Here is a 20,146-nt window from a genome sequence, read left to right as displayed (position 1 = left end):
TAAATCACGAAAGATTACTCTTTTTCTTCGGCCAGTAATTGCAGGTCATCCACCATTTTTACCAATTGGATAAACTCCGAACGATAGCCCTCCTCGTCTTCACCTTTTGCATCGCGTGCCAATTTCAGAACAGACTCGGTGCTGGCATTTCCGGCAAATTCGGAACGGCGCAACAACATTCCAAATTCGGCCACAGCTGCCGAGAAACGGAAATTATCCGAGGTATTTTCCTGCAAATTAGTTGCAACCGGAATTTCCAGCAGTTTGCTTTTGCCACCTTCGGGAGCTTTGTAGCGCAGCTTAACCGTCAGTAACTCCTCGCCCACCTGGCCCGAAACAGTTTTGGAAGTCTGGTATTTCAGCGGATCCACCAAAGGCTTGCGATCGTTATCAGCTGAGGTGGCCGGCACTATTTCGTACAACGCCGTTACCGTATGACCGGCTCCCATTTCGCCCGCGTCTTTTTTATCGTCGTTAAAATCCTCATCATTCAGCAAGCGGTTTTCGTAGCCCACCAAACGGTACGATCTTACCTGCTTTGGATTAAACTCCAGCTGAAATTTTACGTCTTTGGCAATCGTGAAAAGTGTTCCGCCAAATTCGGTGATGAAGACTTTCCGCGCTTCCTGAATATTGTCGATGTAGGCATAATTCCCGTTGCCCTTGTCGGCGATCGTTTCCATTTTATCGTCTTTTATATTGCCGCTTCCAAAACCCAGCACCGTCATAAACACGCCGTTTTCGCGTTCTTTTTCCACCAGCCGCTCCATTTCCGAAGTACTGGAAACACCTACATTAAAATCGCCGTCGGTAGCCAGGATGATCCGGTTGTTGCCTCCTTTAATAAAGTTTTCCCCGGCTATTTTGTAGGCCAGTTTCAGTCCTTCTCCTCCCGCAGTCGAACCTCCGGCATTCAGACGCTCCAGTGCATCCAGAATTGTTTTCTTTTTATTTCCGGGAGTGGAATCCAACACTTTGCCTGCGGCTCCGGCATACACCACAATGGCCACGCGGTCTTCGGGGCGCAATTCATTCACCAGCATACTAAAAGCGCGTTTTACCAGCGGAAGTTTGTCCGGCGACTCCATCGATCCCGAAACATCGAGCAGGAAAACCAGGTTCGAGGCCGGCAGGTTTGTTTTATCGATGTGCTTTCCCTGCAAACCAATGTGCATCAGGTAATGTTTCGGATTCCACGGGCAGGTTGAAACTTCGGTGCTCACACTAAACGGATGTTCTCCGCCGGGCGCGGGATAATCGTAATCAAAATAATTGATCATTTCCTCCACTTTCACGGCATCCACAGGCGGCAAATTTCCCTGATTGATATAGCGGCGCACGTTGGAATAAGCCGCCCTGTCAACATCAATCGAAAAAGTGGAAAGCGGATTGGCTTTCACATCCTTAAAACCGTTTTCGCGAATGGTTGAATAATTTTCGGTGTTGCAATCCGCGACTGCCCAAATATGGTTGGTGCCCCTTACTCTTGATACAGCACTGCAAAGATTGGCCTTTTTCTGCACCCCGTAACCTACTACCACTACTTCCTCCAAGCCCAGTTCTGAAGATTGCAGTACCACATTGAGCGTATTGTCCAGTGGTATTTTGATCTTCTGCGTATCCATTCCGACAAACGAAAATACCAGTCTTTTATCTCCGGGATTGACCGTAATCTTATAAAAACCGTTTGGATCACTTACCGTTCCCCGGCTGGTATTTTCAACAACAACCGTTACTCCGGGAAGCACAGCTCCCGATTCATCGGTGATTGTTCCGGAAATCTCTCTGCTTTCGTTTGAAAAAGCCATGGCAACAAAGCTTAGCGCCATCATCAGGATTAAAAATATTCGTTTCATAATTTTGAGTTTTAAATTTGCATTCACTAACAGGATGCACACACGAACTCAATTCCATAAAAAATTTTAAAGTTTTCTGAATTATTCTACTTTTAGGAGATTTTCACACCAGCATGAAGCTCATCTACAACCGCCACCGAAATTCAAAAAGCGATGAAGAATTGCTTGCTCTTTTTATTGAAGAAGGGCGTGTGGGTGCATTGGGTGAACTTTATGAACGGCACATTCACCTGGTTTTCGGATTGTGTCTGAAATACATGAAAAACACTCACCAGGCCAAAGATGCGGTGATCTCGATCTACGAAAAGGTTCAGACTGAGATAGATCGCCACACCATCAGGAACTTTAAAAGCTGGCTGTACGTAGTTAGCAAAAACCATTGTTTAATGGAATTGCGCAAGGCAAAACCGGGACAGGTTGTTTCATTAACCGAAGCGGAAAAGAGCGATTCGTTTATGGAATACGACGCCGAAATGCATCCTATTGACGGGGAACAAACCGAAGAAATGGAAAAAGCGTTACAGGAATGCATCGAACATTTAAAAACAGAACAACAAAAAAGCATTCGCTTGTTTTATTTCAGCAATAAATGTTACCGCGAAATTGCCGGGTTGATGCAAACGGATGAAAAAAAAGTAAAAAGCTATATTCAGAATGCAAAACGAAATTTGAAGATTTGTCTGGATAAAAAGAAATGAAGAAAGGGGAAAAACATATCGGGTTGAATGATTTCAGCAGGTACCGTGCCAACGAAATGACAGCGGACGAACGGAATGCGTTTGAAAAAGAACTGCAAAAAGATCCGTTTATGGCCGATGCATTGGAAGGTATGGAACAGCTTTCCCCGGAGGAAATAGCTCAGCACGTCAATGAGCTTTCTGCCCGGATTTCCAAACCCAAAAAAAGCCGGAAAATCAGGTTTATTGCTGCGGCGGCCTCCATTCTTATTCTTGTTTCGATAGGTATTTTATGGCTACAGATCAACCAGCACAACCCTGTTCCTGAAGTAACTCAAACCAAAAAAATGGAGCTCCCTCCCGAAGTACAGAAAAAGGGAGACTTGTCACCTCTAACAGATACAGATCTCTCAATCAACGAAATAGAAATAGAGCCACAACTGGATGAACCGGAAATAACAGCAACCGACATAGTACCTATTGTATCCAAACCGGAAAAAGCGGCCCGGGTTATGGCTCCGATTGAAAAGAAAGAGCCGAAAATGCTTGCGGAGGCTTTTGACAAACAAAAAAACCAGCCGGTTGAAATGTTAACGGGGCGTGTTGCGGGAGTAACTGTCCAGCGAAAAGATACCCCGAAAATAAGAGGTATCGTCAGTCATGTGGCAACGGAAGATAACATAAAGATAAGAGGTTATGCCACCATCGCAGCGCAACGCCCCCCGGCAAGGGGCAAAACACTACGCGGCCAGGTTATTTCGGGCACCGATAAATTGCCTTTGCCCGGCGTTTCACTTACTGAAAAAGGCACTGCCAACGGCACGCTTACCGATATCGATGGCAATTTTGTATTGCCCTTGAAAGACAGCCTTTCAACCGTAACGGTCAGTTTTATTGGAATGGTAAGCAAGGAAATTTCTCCGGCCGACAGCCTGAATGCAATCATTGAACTGGAAGAAGATGTTTTGGCCCTGGACGAAGTGGTGGTAGTAGGATACGGTACGCAAAAGAAACAAAACCTAACCAGCAGTGTTACCGAGGTAAGTCCTGCTTCCCAATCTCAAAAGCTGACGGCAGAACCTGTTCCCGGCTACAAGGCTTACCGCGAATACTTAAACACAGAAGCCATTTTACCACCCAATTACCCGGAAGATAAAGTGGTGATAAAGCTCCTCATCAATTTAAACAGAAACGGCGCCATTCAATCGATCGAAAACCTGAACCAGGCTGATGAAACGCTGTTTGAAAAAGCCAAACAAATCATCGCGGACGGACCTGCCTGGAATCCGGAACTGGTTGATGGGAAGAAAACAGATTCAAGTGTAAGACTGCGGATCGTATTCAGAAAGGAAAAGTAAAATCGACTAAAAACTCAATTTTCCGCACTCGAATGGTCGCTGATAATTTTCCATTCGCCTTCAATTTTCTGAATCACCAGGGTAAAATGCCCCGCAACATCACCAATCTCCCGCGTTAACTCAAAACGGCCAATCATCAACACGGTTTTTACATCAATTTGCGAGAGATTCAACACCTTCAAATCAAGGTGCCCCATGGCTTTTTTGTCGGGATAGCCTTTTTTGTAATTGTCCAGTGTTGCCTGCCAGCCGTACGTTGGGCCGCGGCTTCCGACAAACGAAAGCCTGTCCGATTTCCAGTAAGTTTCCATGAACTTCTCCAGGTTGCCTTCGTTCCAGGCATCCACCTGTTGTTGAATCAGTTTCCGAATATTGGTCTCGTCTTTTTCACTCAAACGATTTTCAGCCATTGCCCAAAAACCTAAAAAAAAGGTCATCAGAAGAATTATTGATTTTTGCATATTCAATTTTGAATGTTCCTTGCTAAATTAGCAAACCTGCCGTTACAGGAAGTATAAATTCAATTCTATGACAAAGAAATCGCTGGTAAAACTCTTTTTTGTTGTATGCCTGATTGGTTTTAGCCAGGCAGCAAAATCGCAAATTCAATTGGGAGTATTTGCCGATTGCCAGTATTGCGACTGCGACACCAAAGGCACGCGTTTTTACCGAAACTCGCTTCAGAAACTACACGATTGTATCGAACATTTCAATAGCCACAAGGTGGACTTTGTTGTTGGACTGGGAGACCTGATCGACAAGAATTTTTCCAGTTACGACAGCGTTTATCCGATCCTGGAACAATCAAAAGCAGAAATTTTCCAGGTAATAGGCAACCACGATCTATCGGTTAAAAGCGAATATTTTGAGCAGGTACCGCAAAAACTAAAGCTCGAAAAGAGCTGGTATTCGTTTGTACAGAAAGGGTGGCGTTTTATTTTTCTGAACGGAAATGATCTGACTTTTCAATCGAACGATCCGGAAACCGTAGAAAAAGCCAAGACGCTTACGTCAAAGTTGAAAGACGAAGGCAAACCCAATTACCACGAATGGAACGGAGGAATTGGAAAAGAACAACTTCAATGGATGGAACACGAGCTTCAGGAAGCACAAGCCGCCCGGCAAAAAGTAATTTTGTTTTGTCATTATCCGCTGCTCCCCTTCGAAGCACATGCGCTTTGGAATGCCGAAGAAGTGGTTGATATCCTGAAAAAATACGATGCGGTAAAGTGCTGGATGAATGGGCACAATCATGCGGGCAACTATACATTTTTGGATGGCATCCATTTTTTAAACATGAAAGGCATGGTTGAAACAGAAGCTATCAACTCATTCGCCATCATAAAACTTAGTGAGACTGCAATTGAAGTTACAGGTTTTGGAAACGAGCCACAACGTATTTTACCGCTCAATTAGTGGCCCGTGCAGCCATAACTTCTTCATCATTACTCTTTGTCAAACTCGTTAAAAGTCTTTTCCCCGATTGAACAAAAACGTTCTTGTTCAGGTTTTTATGGAAAATACTTTTCCATGAAACACCTAAAAAAAGAACAACTCGATCAGGGCGTATTTGACCTGTACGACGAGTACGCCCACAACAAGATCGATCGCCGGCAATTTATGGAACGACTTTCAGCCTACGCGGTGGGCGGATTGACGGTTTCGTCGCTGATGAGTTTTATAATGCCCGATTACCAGGAAAAAATCCAGGTAAAGGCCGATGACAGCCGTTTAAAAACTGAGACCATCGAATATACTTCATCCAAAGGTGGAGGAAAAATCAAAGGACAGCTTTCGAGACCTGCCGGTCATGCGAAAAAACTACCCGGAATTGTGGTGGTTCATGAAAACCGGGGTCTGAATCCACACATTGCCGATGTGGGACGACGCGCCGCTTTGGAAGGATTCATTTCGCTTTCGCCGGATGCTTTAACACCGCTGGGTGGTTACCCGGGCAACGACGATGATGGGCGTGAACTGCAAAGCAAACGCGACCGAAATGAGATGCTGGAGGATTTTATAGCTGCGTTCGAAACCCTCAAAAATCACCCCGAATGTGATGGAAACGTTGGCGTAGTTGGTTTCTGCTTTGGCGGCTGGATCTCGAACATGATGGCGGTGCGGGTACCGGATTTAAAGGCGGCCGTTCCGTTTTACGGAGGACAGCCGGAAGCCGGGGATGTTCCTCAAATAAAGGCCCCTCTCCTGCTCCATTTTGCATCGCTCGACCAACGGGTAAATGCAGGCTGGCCCGCCTACGAAGCGGCATTAAAAGCCAACGGTAAAAAATATACTGCCTACATGTACGAAGGCGTAAATCACGGCTTTCACAACGATACCACACCCCGCTACGACGAAGCTGCCGCCAAACTGGCCTGGCAACGAACCATCGACTTTTTTAAAGCAAATTTATCGTAAAACACCGCAGGCTTCATTTTCCAACGAAAAATAGAAAGGTCGTAAACAAATCAACAGCATCAACGTGAGTCAGCTAACTTCTGGCATTTATTTTGTATCCCTGCTGAGCCAGAACAGAAAACATACAACACAAATTATTAAAAAGTAAGTCATGAAAAAGATCCTATTAGTACTTGCTGTTATAAGTATTACAGCAACATCGTTTGCGCAGTCGGCGGCAACAGGCGCCCAAATGGCGGTGGAAGGAAAATCATCGGTTAAGCTGATGCCCGAAGATTTGTCGTTTACAGTGAACCTGAGCGTAAAAGACAACAACTATACAAAGTGTGCCGAAATGGCGGTTGAAAAAATGGATAACATAAAGAAACTCTTTGTAAAAAACGGCATCGACAAAGATTTGATTAAAGCCAATAATTATTCAATCCGCGAAATCCAGAAATACGATCCGGAACTGCGGCAGTCTGTTTTTGATGGTTACGAAGCCAATATTCCGGTGACGATCCGAACCAAACGGGATTACAAAAAGAACGATAAGATCTTTGAGTTGATAAAAGACAACCTGGAATCGAACTTCAACCTCAATTTTTCGCTTTCCGAAGAACAAATGGAAACAGTAAAAGAAAAGCTGATTTCGCTGGCAGTGCAGGATGCCCGTCAGAAAGCCGAATGGATTGCCAAAGCTTCGGGTGCCTCGCTCGGAAAAATCAAAAACATTCAGTACGGGGAACCCCAAAGACCTATTGGGCCGGTACAACCCGAACTGCGGATGTTTGCCATGATGGATCAGGAGGAAGCTGCAGCCAAAATTACGGATGTACTCAACCCGGATGAAGTGGAAATGCACACCAATATTTTTATTTCGTGGGAAATTAACCAATAATCAGCCACACAACAGATAAGAACGAAGGGGACCCGCAAAGTCCCCTTTTTATTTGTCGTTTCAACCACAACGCTTTCTTTTAACTGATAATTAAATTTTTACGCTGGCTTCATAAGGCAAGGTACTTCTCAGCGGCTTCTGTTACCTTTGCCGGCAAATAATTAAACATGGGAATAACAGTTCATCCGGAGGCAAAAGCCCTGATCTTTGATTTGGACGGGACACTGTCCGATTCACTTCCGGTCCACCTGAAAACCTGGGAGATGATTGCCGAACAATTCGGATTTAATTTCGATCCTCAGATTCTTTACGAATTAACAGGCCGGCCCACCATCGATTTTGCAAAGCGCGTGGTAGAAAAATACGGAGTAAACGAAGCACCTGAAAAAATTGTCAGGATGAAACAGGAATTGTTTTGGGAGCACGCTTCGCTGCTAAAGCCTCACAAACCGGTGCTTGATCTGGTATTTGAACACCACGGAAAGCTCCCGATGGCCATTGGAACAGGCGCCAGCCGGCGAAGTGCTGAAGTTCAGCTGGAAGCACTCGGATTAAACAAGTACTTTGAAGCCGTGGTAAGTGCTGACGATGTTACCCGTCACAAACCACAACCCGAAACATTTTTAAAATGTGCGGAATTAATGGGCGTTCAGGCACACGAGTGCCAGGTTTTTGAAGACGGCGTATTGGGGATCGAAGCCGCCAAAACTGCCGGTATGTTTATAACCGACGTTCGTCCGTACACCTACTAATCAGGCCTTTCATCACACAACTCGTTATGAAAGTATTTAAACAACTTTTTATTATTCTGGGGATTAACCTGGCGGGCGACTTGCTGAGCCGCTACCTCCACCTCCCCATTCCGGGATCAATTACCGGCATGATCTTACTCCTGGTTTTGCTGCTTACCGGCGTTCTGAAAGAAAAGCACATCCGCGAAACTGCCGACTTTATGATCCAAAATATGGGCTTCTTTTTTATTCCGGCAACCGTAGGTGTTCTGGTCTCTTACCACGCTTTAGACGGGTACTATTTTCAAACCGCGCTGGTGGTGGTTTTGTCAACAGTTATCGTTTTGTCGGTTACGGCCTTGTCTACCCAGCTCTTAATCAATCTGAAAGAAAAATGGAAACGATAACCAACGCACACCTTTTCGGTATTTTCCTGACAGTAGGCTGCTTTTATCTTATTTCGCTTGTCCGACGAAAATCGGGTTTTAACTGGCTCAATCCGCTTTTGTTATCGACCGTTATCATTATCTGCATCCTTGTTTTGGGCGAAATTCCTTACGAACATTATATGAAAGGCGGAGGAGTTATCCACGCGCTTTTGGGGCCGGTTACGGTTGTTTTGGCCCTGCCCTTGTATCGCCATCGCAGACTCCTGGTAGAACACAAATATTCGATCATCGGAGGCATTGTTTCCGGAGTTGTTTCGGCCATTGTTTCGGTGATTGTACTAAGTCGTTTACTGGGGATGAACGAATTTCTGGAGCGTTCCCTCATTGGCCATTCGGTTACCACACCCATCGGGATCGGGCTGAGCGATATGTTACAGGCAAACGAAGGAATCACCATCATTTCGATCATGATTACCGGCTTACTGGGCGCGTCCATCGCTCCTTTTATGCTGAAATTACTACGTGTAACACATCCGGTGGCAAAAGGACTGAGTATTGGAACCTCGTCGCATGCACTGGGAACCACCAAAGCCATTGAAATGGGTGAAACAGAAGGTGCCATGAGCGGACTGGCAATCGGAGTAGCTGCTTTAACAACTGTTCTGATAGTAATTTTACTGCAATTTATGGGTTGGTATTAATCCATTCCGAAACAAAACATTAAAACTGAATACCTTCCAGCTTCCCGATAAAAACGACTTTGCTTTCTCCCGGTTCAAGTACCAAATCTCCTTCTGTTAGTTCGAAGTTGCCACCTATTCCCTGCAAAATATATTCAAATGGTTCGTTCTCGAAATAGAGTATTCCTTTGGTTCGGTATATCAGACGCTTGTTTACATCCATTAAATAAGAAAACCAGCGTAGAAATTCGTTCTTGTTGATGGGCTTGTCGAATTCCATCAGCCTGGTTTCAATATGGCTGTGTCCTGTTCCGAAAGAGGCAAAGTCAAACGCTGTTCGCTTTTTTCGCTGAATGTTGTTTAGATCAATCTCGGCAGCGCTGCCATAATCCGAAAACATGATCCTGGTAAAAGGATTAAACGCCGCAATTCCGGTACGTTTTTGCTCTTTTTCATCATCGTTTAATCCCTCCGATTTGTTGACCAGCACGAGATCGGCCACCGCCAGTTGCTTCAGGCTAATCTCCTTTTCAGGTTGATTGTCAAAATGAAGAGCATCGTACAAACAAATGGTTCCGTTGTACGAATAGAGTTCCTTCAGGTTCTCGTCAGCAAAAAAAGGCTGAATAACAGGCGCCGGATCGGCCACACCTGTGGTTTCGATCAGTAAATGCTCCACCTCTGGAAAACGATCGGCCAATTCCTGTAACACCAGCTCGTATTCATCGGTAATGGTACAGCAAATGCATCCTTGCTTTAGTTCGAACATTTGACTGGCATCCACCCCTTTTATGAGTTGGGTATCAATCGCCACTTCGCCAAATTCATTTTCCACCAAAGCAAACTTGTTTTCAGCACATTGTTTTAGCAGCTGATTGATAAAGGTAGTTTTCCCGGCTCCCAAAAAGCCGGTGATAACAGTAACCGGTATTTTAGTCTTTTCCTTCAATTCGAAACTGTATTTAAAAGGTAATCACCCCTTCCCTTCGGGTATTCCCCTCAGAGAGGGGAAATTGTTCTTTTTCCAATAATACATTTTGCTCGAGGCTCACAGCTCATAGCTTTATTTTCCAAACACCCCAAACAAATTTAAAATCACAATAACCATGGCCAGAATCAATACATAGCGCACATATTTTGCCCCTCCTTTAACGGTGAAATTGGCGCCCAGCCAGGCCCCGAGCATATTTCCGGCAGCAAGTATTAGACCCGCAACAACATCAATTTGTTTATGAAAAATGAATATTCCGAGCGAAAAAACGGTATAGATCAACACAATAAAAACCTTTACCGCATTGGCGCGCACCAGGTTGTGCCCGCAGCCCAATACCAGTCCAGCCAATAGAAAAAACCCAACACCCATTTGAATAAACCCACCGTACAAACCTATTCCGAAGAAGATAATGTATTGCATCACCGATGGTTTTGCCTCTACCTTTCCAACCTGTTCTTTCACCCAAACCTCTGGCTTTAAAACTACCACCAGCAACAAAACCACCATTAAACCGGCGATGACCTTTTTTAACAGGTTTACATCCATTTCAACAGCAAACAATGCCCCGACAAGCGAACCTGCAACCGCCGGAACAGCCAGTCTATAATCAGTTTTAAGATCAAGTACGTGTTTGCTTTTAAAGGTGCTTACTCCGATAATATTTTGAAGTAAAATGGCGATACGATTGGTGCCGTTGGCAACATTGGCAGGTAACCCGATGGCCATCAGCAAAGGGAGCGTTAACATGGAACCGCCTCCTGCAGTAGTATTGATAAAGCCGGCAGCAATTCCGGTTCCGATCAGTGCCAAAACAAAGTACCACTCCACTGTAGTTCAGAGTTTAATGTTTAAAGTTCAAAGAAAACAAAAACCCTGAAGAAAATCTTCAGGGCTTTTGAGTTTTATTTTTTATTCAGAGTCTGATTGCTCTGAACTCTGAACTTTGGACACTAAACTAATATGCGAACAGCGGATAATCTTTCATCAGACTATGTACTTTTTCGCCAATTGAATGGATCATTTTTTCGTTTTCGATGTTGGCAATCGCATCGTCAATCAGCTGAACGATCACCGGCATCAAATCTTCTTTTACGCCACGGGTTGTAATCGCCGGAGTTCCCACACGCAAACCTGAAGTCAGGAAAGGCGAACGGCTGTCGAAAGGAACCATGTTTTTGTTCACCGTAATTTCGGCCTTCACAATGGTGTTTTCAACAATTTTACCGGTAATTTCAGGGTATTTGGTACGTAAATCGATCAGCATTGAGTGGTTATCGGTTCCTCCCGAGATCACCTTGTATCCCAAATCAACAAAAGCCTGGGCCATAACTGCCGCATTCTTTTTCACCTGGGCCTGGTATTCTTTGTATTCGGGCAGAAGTGCTTCGCCAAAAGCAACGGCTTTGGCTGCAATAACATGCTCCAGCGGACCGCCCTGTTGTCCCGGGAAAACAGATGAATCAAGCAGAGAAGACATCATGCGAACTTCACCTTTTTTCGTGGTAATTCCCCATGGGTTTTCAAAGTCTTTTCCGATCAAAATGATACCTCCGCGCGGACCACGCAATGTTTTGTGGGTGGTTGAAGTAACCACGTGAGCATATTTCAATGGGTTGTCCAGCAAACCGGCAGCAATCAGTCCGGCAGGGTGTGCCATGTCTACCATAAACAATGCACCAATTTTATCAGCAATTTCGCGCATGCGTTTGTAGTCCCACTCGCGGCTGTATGCCGATGCACCACCAATGATCAGTTTGGGTTTGTGCTCGATGGCCAAAGCTTCCATTTCGTCGTAATCCACCAGGCCGGTATCTTCTTTTACTTTATAAGCAATCGGGTTATAAAGGATGCCTGACGAGTTTACGGGCGAACCGTGCGAAAGGTGACCACCGTGCGAAAGATCCAATCCAAGAAAAGCATCACCCGGATTCAGAATCACACTTAAAACGGCTGCATTTGCCTGCGCTCCCGAGTGTGGCTGAACATTGGCCCATTCTGCACCGTAAATTTCCTTGATACGATCGATGGCCAGTTGCTCGGTCTGATCCACAAACTGACAACCTCCGTAATATCTCTTACCCGGATATCCTTCAGCATATTTGTTGGTCATTACTGAGCCCATAGCTTCCAGAACCTGCTCGCTTACAAAGTTTTCTGAAGCAATTAACTCGATACCACCTAATTGGCGCTCGTGCTCCTTCTTTATAATGTCAAATACCAAAGTGTCTCTCTTCATTTCCTTGAATCTTAAATTTTTAAAAGCCCAAAGTTAATATAAATAAAAGCAGTCGATAAATGACCGAACACAGAAATAGGATAATTTTTGAACAATTAATCTACAGACACAAAAGTGTCGTCCTGCTATTATTTTCTGAACAGGACGACATAACCTATATAGCATCCACTATTTCGCAGCAAGCTGACAAAATGTGCGAAAGTGATTTTCCCAACCGGGAAGCAGAAAATACAGCGATTACAGACCAATGTACTTAAGAAACTCTTCGCGGGTAGCGCGTTCTTTAAAGCGACCCGAATACTCGGCCGTTACCGTACTACTGCTTTCATCCTGAATACCGCGCGAAGAAACACACATGTGTTTGGCATCGATCACCACCGCCACATCTTCGGTTTTTAGAATTTCTTTTAATTCGTTGGCGATTTGCACCGTTAATCGTTCCTGTACCTGCGGACGTCGTGCAAAATAATCCACAATCCGGTTGATCTTGCTTAAACCGATCACTTCACCGTTTGAAATGTAAGCTACGTGTGCCTTGCCAACAATGGGCAAAAAATGATGCTCGCAGGTTGAATTCATGTTGATGTTTTTCTCCACCAGCATTTCACCATAACCAAACTTATTTTCAAATACTGATATTTTGGGTTTATTCGCCGGATTAAGACCATAGAATACTTCTTTCACAAACATTTTTGCCACCCGGTGAGGAGTCCCCTGCAAACTGTCATCCGTAAGATCAAGCCCCATCACTTCCATAATATCTCTGAAACGGTCTTCTATGACGGCCATCTTCTCTTCGTCCGAAAGCTCAAAAGCGTCGGCCCTCATCGGAGTGTCAATCGAAGTTCCTACGTGGTTGTCTCCCATTACATCGTAACCATTGACAATGTCGGTTGAATGACCGTTGGAATGAAAACCATTCTTCCCGTTCACCTTTGCGTTCTGTGTATCGATTTTCATTGTATGTGTATTTATTGTTTCCTGTTTATAACAAGACCAATAACAGACCTAATAGTATTTTGTTTAGACTTAAAACAAGATTTCTAAACAAGGATTACACAAACCCGAAGTAACAAGCATTAAATATGTCTTCGGAATAGTTGGCTTACGGGGGAAGTGAAAAAAAGATGAAAGGAGTATAAAAAATATCTTGACCGTTGTTGTAGTCCTAACAATTGATCTAAAATCACTTATCCAAGTTCTCGTGGAAAGCGGAAAAATGGAGGTCAAAAAAAGTTTTGGTTTTTTAGCCAAAAGCTTTGCCAATGTAAAAACAATTTCTACTTTTGCACGCACGAAAAAACAACGCGTTTTTTGAAATTGTGATAAAGTTAAAATGAATTCGCTGAGAGGCGAGATGAAATTTGGCAGCTTTACCATATTCAGGAGAGATGGGTGAGTGGCTGAAACCAGCAGTTTGCTAAACTGCCGTACGGGTAACCGTACCGGGGGTTCGAATCCCCCTCTCTCCGCGATACATAAATTCGGGATGTAGCGCAGTCCGGTTAGCGCACCTGCTTTGGGAGCAGGGGGTCCCAGGTTCGAATCCTGGTATCCCGACGAATAGAAAAATCACAATTCACCCTTAGCCTGTAAATCAGATGATTTGCAGGCTTTTTTGTTTTTACGATGTGAACGTACTCTTTTGAAAAGCATCAATCCTGAGAGTGTTCACTTTAGTAGCTTTCGTCATATACCCATACACAAATTTGTCTGAACTCTTCATCCTTAAAATTAAAGTTCAGTTTTTTGAACTCGATATTAAAGCCCCTGCAAGCAGTGCGTTTGAAACTTTTACCGTTGACCAACTGAATTAAGACTCCTCTTTTATGTTAGATTAAGTTTATTGTCCCAATAAACAACTTCAAGCTCAATCTTTAGTTGCACAATCCGCTATATATCAATCATATGTTATTTTTAAAATTCACACTTATTCGATGATTACTGACTATTTAAAGGAAACAGTTTGTTAATAAAGCAAGAACAAACTCCCCAAACAAGCGTTTATTTTTGTTTTGTTGTGTTTTGAAATTACATTTGCCCGGCGTTCATTCAAAAATCTGAGACGTAAGATACCCGGTAAAACGGGTTTAACAGGAAATCACGTGAAAATCGTGAGCTGTCGCGCAACTGTAAAGTCCAACCACAGTTTTTCATCATTATTTGCATCTGGTCTGTCCTAACTTTTCCAATGGAAGAGAATAATTCTCCTTTTCGGAAAATTAAGAAAGGCGCCCGGAAGCAGAAAAACGGACTAGCCAGAAAACCTGTCTTATATTTATTGAACGGCAATTGCTTTCGCGGTATGAAGCAGTAGTCTGGCACGAAACACACCTGTTATTTTTCAACCAACTATTTTTTTACTCGCAAAGCATTCGGTTTAAGTTTTATTAATTAGTGATTGCTGTATGCTTACACAAGACCTGGAGGGCACACATATTGTGTTCGCCCGGAAACCAGAAGAGGACTGCGAAGCCTATTTGAAAGGAGAGTTTTCGCAAACGAAGCTCAAACAAGGCGAAGAAATAGAACAATGCAAAAGTTGTACATTCAAATACGAACCGGGGATTGATTTCACTCCGTACAACCACATTTCGCTTTTAAAATTCAGAAACGAAAAGCTGGTGAAGGCCCCGACCACAAATGACCGTTGCAGTAAAAACACGATGAAAAAATACGGTTACTTCCATAAACTTTATTCATGTAACATGAGCGGTGCTGGCTGAATACCACATCTTCCTGCTACAAGCCGGAATAATTATTTCAAGGTTTAAAAAACATCAACATAAATCAGTGCAGATTTTATAGCTCGATACGGGGCAATGTCCTGTATGAAAAATATTTATCTGGGTACCAGGGGAGTATGAGGATTTATTTCCGATTGCTCCCCTTTAAACAAACAACAATGGGTATAATCAATTTATTTTCGCAAAGTGGAACTCCCTCTACTTTACTGTTTTTGAGTCTGGTGGGTATATCTGGTATCCTACTCGGAAAAATCAAAGTCTTCAACATAAAACTGGGTATTGCCGGCGTACTTTTTACCGGGCTTTTAATCGGGCACCTGGGAGCTCGCTCGAATGCCGAAACCCTACACTTTGTCAAGGAATTCGGGCTGATACTTTTTGTATATTCCATTGGTCTCGACGTAGGCCCCCGTTTTCTTTCATCACTAAAAAGCAACGGACTAAAGCTCAACTTGCTGGCCGTAGGAATTGTTGTGCTGGGTTTTCTTTGCGCCATTGGGCTAAAACTGGCATTTGATATTCCCACACCTGTAATTACCGGAATTATGTGCGGAGCAGTTACCAATACCCCGGGGCTGGGAGCCGCCCAGCAAGTTATTCAAGAGCAGCTTTCGAATCCTCAACTTACCGAGCTCGCCGGGATGGCCTATGCTGTAGCCTACCCTTTTGGCATCATCGGTATTATCCTCACCATGCTTATCATTCGGGGTTTCTTTAAAATAAAAGTTCAAAAAGAGGCAGAAGATTTTTCAAACAAAGTATCGGGCGTTTCCGGAAAGCTGGAAGCTGTTAACCTGAAAGTCAGCAACCAGGCTCTGGAAGGAAAAACAATTGCTTTTTTGCGAGAAACGCTGTCGGGCGAATTTGTTTTGTCAAGAATCTTCCGGAACAACGAATTCATTATACCCGAAGAGGACGACACCATCCAAACAGAAGATGTCCTCTACGGAGTTTCTACCAAGCAAAGCTTTAATATACTTGAGTTAAAGGTCGGGAAGCTCGAAAAGACCGGCGACTTAAACATTACCGGACGTTTGGGAATGCGGCATGTGGTTTTTACCAATAAAAAACTGGCCGGAAAAACCATCAAAGAAATTGGAATCTCCAGACGTTTCCCTGTGAACATTACACGTATTTTCAGATTCGGAAGTGAAATAATGCCCAGCGAAAACGATAGTGTTGAATTTGGCGACACCATTCGCATTGTAGGAAAAAGAAAAGCGCTGGACGAAGTAGCCAAACTTCTTGGAAACTCAATGAAAGAACTATCGCATCCCAACATTATTCCTATTCTTATCGGAATTTTTGCCGGAGTTTTGCTCGGTAGTATTCCTTTTGCCATACCGGGATTACCGGCTCCTGCCAAATTGGGTCTGGCAGGCGGGCCATTGTTGATAGCCCTTTTTCTGGGGCATAAAGGCCGAATCGGGAAACTTGATTTTTACATGACTCCCGGAGCCAACCTTTTTATCCGCGAACTGGGCATCATCCTGTTCCTGGCTTGTGTTGGGCTTGGAGCCGGAAAACATTTTGTTGAAACCATTATAAACGGCGGCTACATGTGGATGGCATACGGAGTGGCCATTACCGCAATTCCGATATTGATTATCGGTTTTACAGCCCGGTTCTTAAAATTTAACTACTTATCGATTTGCGGTTTGCTTGCCGGCTCTATGACCGACCCGCCAGCCCTTGAATTTGCAAACTCGCAGGCACCTGTTCAGGCCCAGTCAACAGCATACGCTACGGTTTATCCACTGGTTATGTTTCTACGGATTTTACTGGCACAGGCACTTGTACTCATCTTCTTATAAACCATTTTTTTTATCGTACTGTGAATGGTGGCGCTTTTTTCCCTGACTATAATCGGTCTGCTGATTTTCCACTTCTCGCTTCGTAAGGCGGGAAGTGGGAAATCAGGAAAGCGAGTCGCTCCATCCAAAAACATCCATCATCCTTAACTTTTGACAATTTCACCGATGAAGCGTAGTTTTATTCTTTTGTCACTGATTTGTTTTTCTATTCTATCCTCTGCCAAAACACCGGTAGATCATGAGTCGAAAATCGCCAATAATCTTCTGATTCCTTTAAACGATTCGGGATCGGCATATTCCAAACTATCATTTGCCACACAGTTTTGGGCGCGGCAAACAAAACTAAATCCCGGCAGTGCAACCATTTCGGGCGACCCGATAGCATCTGAGTTCGACTTTGCCCTGCGGCGCACCCGCTTCTCAATGTTCAATAAACTGAACAAAAAAACAACTTTTTACACCCAGTTTGGATTTAATAACCTGAATGCCTCCAGCTCAAAACCAACCATTTATTTTCACGATGTTTGGGCCATGTACGACCTGCTTCCAAAGTCATTAAGTCTTGGCTTTGGACTAAACGGATGGAACGGTATTTCAAGATTGACCAATGCCAGCTATCAGAAAACCTTGACTCTCGATAACCCGGGATTCAACATCCCATCCGTGAATCATTCCGATCTGGAAATTCGGCAATTCGGTATTTTTATTAAAGGAACTTTAAACCGATTGAATTATCGTGCAGTCATCTCCAAACCGATGGTCTACAACGGGGTACCAGAACAACCTGAAACAAAGAATGGCTATGAATTTCCGTCGACCCAACTGGCTTGGAAAGCTTATACTACCTGGAATTTTTGGGAGAGAGAATATTTCCAGACACCTTATGTTCCGATGACCTATTTTGGAGAAAAGAAAATCTGCAATTTGGGAATAGGGTTTGATTTTTATCCCGGCTCGGTTGCTGAATTCGACAAAAGCGGAGGCCGGACTTTGAAAGACCGAATGCTGCTTGGTGCCGACTATTTTATGGAACTCCCGTTTAAAAACAACCAGGCAATTTCGGTTTACAGTGTGATTTACAACTACAATTTTGGGACAAATTACCTGCGTACTTCCGGTACCATGAACCGCTGGTATGATGGCACAGCCACTGAAGGCGCCGGAAATACAGAGTATAAAATCGGTACCGGAAACATATGGTACAGCACCTTGGGTTATCTTCTCCCCCAGTCTTTTATGGAGAAAGCCGGGCGGCTGCAACTTTTCTGTGCTTATGCATTAAAAGATTTTGAAGCGCTCCCGCAAAAAATATACAACTACGATTTTGGTGCGAATCTGTTTGCAAACGGCCACAAGCTAAAGTTCAGTATGCAATATTCCCTTCGTCCGCTTGTAAAAAACATCGACGCGGGAGTTCCTTCCCAACATTTGGGAACGTTTATCTTTCAAACCCAAATTGTGATTTAAGAACCTTCCTCTATCAACGTTTGAGTCAGCCTCGACAAAAAACTGACAGCACAATACATTCGAAATATTAGTTGTGCAGCTCTCGTTGCCTCAAATAATCCAGCAACATTTGAGGACGGTCGGTTTGAATGATTCGGGCACCAAGGCTATCAACCAGGTAACCGTATCCTTTATCCGGGTCTTCCAGCGACATATCATCATCGTGGCCGCCTGCCATTGTATCCCATAGCGTGTTGTACCAGATCAGCGAATGGCCTTCCAGCATGGAAATTACTTCTTTGGCCAGTTTGTTGGAGTCGTTGGCAAATAACAATTCAAAAGCTACGGGCTGAAGATCCGTCTTAAACTGCTGAATTTGTTCGCGGGCATTCGATTTATCCAAATTTACAATGGGCATATATATCACCTCATCCAGGTAATCGCCATAGAGTAGCTTTACATCTTCCACGCTTTTACCTCCCTTCATAATAACCTGTTTTGTGGTTCCTGTTTTCTCAAGCAACTTGTACACCTGCTCAAAATAACGATCCGCCTTATCCAGATTCACCATAACCTTCCCTTTTGCATGAAGCAGGGCTTCTTCCAAAGTTGGTACTTTATGGATGGTTTTTATCGAACAGCCATTTCTGAGTTTTAAGCTGCTGATGTATGCCCAGTCCTGCTCCGAAACCCTCCCTTTTCCGGTAGTGGTCCGGTCAAGCGTTCCATCGTGCATCAGAATTATAACACTGTCTTTGGTCATCTGAACGTCTAACTCAACCACATCAACTCCCATCTTTACGGCATTATCAAGGGCTTCAAGCGAGTTTTCAGGAAAGTTTCGCCAATCGCCCCGGTGGGCAACAACAATCACTGTACTTTTGTCGCGATCTATAAGTTTCTGGCGAATACGGGTTACTCTATCGCTTGATTCCTGAACACTATTGGTTTTGTCTTTTGGTGTAACTCCGCAGCAAACCAAAAGAAATAAAAACGGAATGACTAGTAGTCTCATATTATTTGATGTTTAATTCGATTGTTACCGGATAATGATCAGAGTGGTAATGGGTAAACTGGTCTTTTATGATGGAGGCCGAAGAAACCTTACGTTTCAGATCCTTGCTGACATAAATATAATCAATCCGCCTGGAGGGAATTTTGCCATTCTCCGAAAAACGAAGGGTTAGCGCCGATGAATCATACACCTTGTGTTTTAATCTGAAAGCATCAATATAGCCGGCTTGTGTCATTTTCCGGTGCACCTCGTAATCCAGTTTTCCTTCTGCCAGGTTCTCAATAGCGGGCGACTTTTCGTCTGCTATTCTCAAACGCTCAAGCAATCTCCCATCCTGGTAAGCATCTGCATCCAGTTCTGAAACAGAGTTAAAATCTCCCATGATAATTGTTTTCTGAGCGCCTTTGGATTCTGAAATTGAGGTGTTTAAAATCAAATCGATTTCTTCTCTTCTTTTCCAGTATACATGAGGAGAAAGATGGATTACAAAAATATTATACCCCCGTATTTCTGCCTTTATAAATCCGTGCCACATATTATCCAGCACCTTTTCGACATTAATTATCGGATATTTTGACGTGATACCCACCGGATACCCCGTTTCTTTTAGCAACACGGCATACGGATGATTAAAACTCCGCGCCAATTGCTCAAGTTTCTTTTGGGTGAAAGAATTGAGCTCCTGCAAAGCCAGAATATCGGGGTCCTGCTCATTTACCCAGTCGGCAAACTTCTGGTGATTGGAAGTGGTATCAAGCTTGATCCCTTCCAATACATTGTAATTGATTATTTTCAGTTTTTTATTCTGGGCATGCAAATCCATTCCAATCCCGGAAACAAGAACACATACAATAAGCAGCAAATTTATTTTTACACTCATAATGACCATCACTTAACTTTTAATT

The 20,146-nt window shown here is 43.8% G+C and carries 20 protein-coding genes, 2 tRNA genes and 1 riboswitch; of the genes, 14 read left to right on the top strand and 8 right to left on the bottom strand.

Annotation, left to right across the window (positions count from 1 at the left end; all coding sequences use genetic code 11):
* Nucleotides 1–14: 14 nt before the first annotated feature.
* Nucleotides 15–1,856 (bottom strand): vWA domain-containing protein, encoded by a 1,842-nt coding sequence (locus D1614_RS01465; protein ID WP_119436349.1) that lies wholly within the window; start codon nucleotides 1,854–1,856, stop codon nucleotides 15–17.
* A 113-nt stretch (nucleotides 1,857–1,969) separates the two neighbouring features.
* On the opposite strand from D1614_RS01465, the gene D1614_RS01460 reads away from it, so the two are divergent.
* Together D1614_RS01460 and D1614_RS01455 are read left to right on the top strand one after the other, a co-directional pair.
* Nucleotides 1,970–2,554, top strand: a complete 585-nt coding sequence (locus D1614_RS01460) for an RNA polymerase sigma factor (protein ID WP_119436098.1) — start codon at nucleotides 1,970–1,972, stop codon at nucleotides 2,552–2,554.
* Nucleotides 2,551–3,891 carry a carboxypeptidase-like regulatory domain-containing protein gene (locus tag D1614_RS01455; RefSeq protein WP_119436097.1) on the top strand — a complete coding sequence of 447 codons (1,341 nt, stop codon included), beginning with the start codon at nucleotides 2,551–2,553 and terminating at the stop codon, nucleotides 3,889–3,891. The genes D1614_RS01460 and D1614_RS01455 overlap by 4 nt, the downstream gene beginning before the upstream one ends.
* 14 nt (nucleotides 3,892–3,905) lie before the next feature.
* Here the strand turns inward: D1614_RS01455 and D1614_RS01450 are convergent, their stop codons facing one another.
* Nucleotides 3,906–4,352: a YybH family protein gene (locus D1614_RS01450; protein ID WP_206609892.1), complete on the bottom strand. Its 447-nt coding sequence runs from the start codon at nucleotides 4,350–4,352 to the stop codon at nucleotides 3,906–3,908.
* Between the two features lie 67 nt (nucleotides 4,353–4,419).
* On the opposite strand from D1614_RS01450, the gene D1614_RS01445 reads away from it, so the two are divergent.
* From D1614_RS01445 to D1614_RS01415, 7 genes are all read left to right on the top strand, one after another.
* A complete protein-coding gene (locus tag D1614_RS01445) occupies nucleotides 4,420–5,307 on the top strand; it encodes a metallophosphoesterase (protein ID WP_119436096.1) in 888 nt (295 codons plus the stop codon).
* Nucleotides 5,308–5,421: 114 nt separating this feature from the next.
* Nucleotides 5,422–6,309 carry a dienelactone hydrolase family protein gene (locus D1614_RS01440; protein WP_119436095.1) on the top strand — a complete coding sequence of 296 codons (888 nt, stop codon included), beginning with the start codon at nucleotides 5,422–5,424 and terminating at the stop codon, nucleotides 6,307–6,309.
* Nucleotides 6,310–6,358: 49 nt separating this feature from the next.
* The gene (locus D1614_RS26450; protein WP_119436094.1) at nucleotides 6,359–6,457 is read left to right on the top strand and encodes a T9SS type A sorting domain-containing protein; all 99 of its coding nucleotides are present in this window, start codon (nucleotides 6,359–6,361) and stop codon (nucleotides 6,455–6,457) included.
* A gap of 3 nt (nucleotides 6,458–6,460) precedes the next feature.
* Nucleotides 6,461–7,189, top strand: coding sequence for an SIMPL domain-containing protein (locus D1614_RS01430; RefSeq protein ID WP_119436093.1), 729 nt, complete (start codon nucleotides 6,461–6,463; stop codon nucleotides 7,187–7,189).
* Nucleotides 7,190–7,356: 167 nt separating this feature from the next.
* A complete protein-coding gene (locus tag D1614_RS01425; RefSeq protein WP_119436092.1) occupies nucleotides 7,357–7,941 on the top strand; it encodes an HAD family hydrolase in 585 nt (194 codons plus the stop codon).
* Between the two features lie 26 nt (nucleotides 7,942–7,967).
* Nucleotides 7,968–8,327 (top strand): CidA/LrgA family protein, encoded by a 360-nt coding sequence (locus tag D1614_RS01420; protein ID WP_119436091.1) that lies wholly within the window; start codon nucleotides 7,968–7,970, stop codon nucleotides 8,325–8,327.
* A complete protein-coding gene (locus D1614_RS01415) occupies nucleotides 8,315–9,010 on the top strand; it encodes an LrgB family protein (RefSeq protein WP_119436090.1) in 696 nt (231 codons plus the stop codon). Before D1614_RS01420 ends, D1614_RS01415 begins: the two co-directional genes overlap by 13 nt.
* 19 nt (nucleotides 9,011–9,029) lie before the next feature.
* Here D1614_RS01415 and D1614_RS01410 read toward each other — a convergent pair whose 3' ends face one another.
* From D1614_RS01410 to folE, 4 genes are all read right to left on the bottom strand, one after another.
* Nucleotides 9,030–9,938 (bottom strand): CobW family GTP-binding protein, encoded by a 909-nt coding sequence (locus tag D1614_RS01410; RefSeq protein ID WP_119436089.1) that lies wholly within the window; start codon nucleotides 9,936–9,938, stop codon nucleotides 9,030–9,032.
* Nucleotides 9,939–10,052: 114 nt separating this feature from the next.
* A complete protein-coding gene (locus tag D1614_RS01405) occupies nucleotides 10,053–10,811 on the bottom strand; it encodes a sulfite exporter TauE/SafE family protein (RefSeq protein WP_119436088.1) in 759 nt (252 codons plus the stop codon).
* Nucleotides 10,812–10,938: 127 nt separating this feature from the next.
* Nucleotides 10,939–12,219, bottom strand: a complete 1,281-nt coding sequence (gene glyA / locus D1614_RS01400) for a serine hydroxymethyltransferase (protein WP_119436087.1) — start codon at nucleotides 12,217–12,219, stop codon at nucleotides 10,939–10,941.
* A gap of 237 nt (nucleotides 12,220–12,456) precedes the next feature.
* Entirely contained in the window at nucleotides 12,457–13,179 is a 723-nt protein-coding gene (gene folE / locus D1614_RS01395) for a GTP cyclohydrolase I FolE (RefSeq protein ID WP_119436086.1), read from the bottom strand.
* A gap of 425 nt (nucleotides 13,180–13,604) precedes the next feature.
* On the opposite strand from folE, the gene D1614_RS01390 reads away from it, so the two are divergent.
* The 5 genes from D1614_RS01390 (at nucleotide 13,605) to D1614_RS01370 (ending at nucleotide 18,247) form a co-directional block, all read left to right on the top strand.
* Nucleotides 13,605–13,691: transfer RNA gene (locus D1614_RS01390), tRNA-Ser, on the top strand.
* A gap of 13 nt (nucleotides 13,692–13,704) precedes the next feature.
* Nucleotides 13,705–13,779, top strand: a tRNA-Pro gene (locus D1614_RS01385).
* Between the two features lie 493 nt (nucleotides 13,780–14,272).
* Nucleotides 14,273–14,508, top strand: a riboswitch (cobalamin riboswitch).
* 119 nt (nucleotides 14,509–14,627) lie between these two features.
* On the top strand, nucleotides 14,628–14,945 hold the full coding sequence (locus tag D1614_RS01380; RefSeq protein WP_119436085.1) for a hypothetical protein: 318 nt from the start codon (nucleotides 14,628–14,630) through the stop codon (nucleotides 14,943–14,945).
* A 179-nt stretch (nucleotides 14,946–15,124) separates the two neighbouring features.
* The gene (locus tag D1614_RS01375; RefSeq protein WP_162304374.1) at nucleotides 15,125–16,780 is read left to right on the top strand and encodes a putative transporter; all 1,656 of its coding nucleotides are present in this window, start codon (nucleotides 15,125–15,127) and stop codon (nucleotides 16,778–16,780) included.
* A gap of 165 nt (nucleotides 16,781–16,945) precedes the next feature.
* On the top strand, nucleotides 16,946–18,247 hold the full coding sequence (locus D1614_RS01370) for a hypothetical protein (RefSeq protein WP_119436083.1): 1,302 nt from the start codon (nucleotides 16,946–16,948) through the stop codon (nucleotides 18,245–18,247).
* A 67-nt stretch (nucleotides 18,248–18,314) separates the two neighbouring features.
* Here the strand turns inward: D1614_RS01370 and D1614_RS01365 are convergent, their stop codons facing one another.
* Together D1614_RS01365 and D1614_RS01360 are read right to left on the bottom strand one after the other, a co-directional pair.
* Nucleotides 18,315–19,241 (bottom strand): glycerophosphodiester phosphodiesterase family protein, encoded by a 927-nt coding sequence (locus D1614_RS01365; RefSeq protein WP_119436082.1) that lies wholly within the window; start codon nucleotides 19,239–19,241, stop codon nucleotides 18,315–18,317.
* 1 nt (nucleotide 19,242) lies between these two features.
* Nucleotides 19,243–20,121 (bottom strand): endonuclease/exonuclease/phosphatase family protein, encoded by an 879-nt coding sequence (locus D1614_RS01360; protein ID WP_206609891.1) that lies wholly within the window; start codon nucleotides 20,119–20,121, stop codon nucleotides 19,243–19,245.
* Nucleotides 20,122–20,146 lie beyond the last annotated feature (25 nt).

It is taken from the genome of Maribellus luteus (assembly GCF_003576475.1).
GTDB lineage: Bacteria > Bacteroidota > Bacteroidia > Bacteroidales > Prolixibacteraceae > Draconibacterium > Draconibacterium luteum.
Note: the sequence above shows the minus strand (reverse complement) of the source record. Positions and strands in the feature narration are given on the sequence as shown.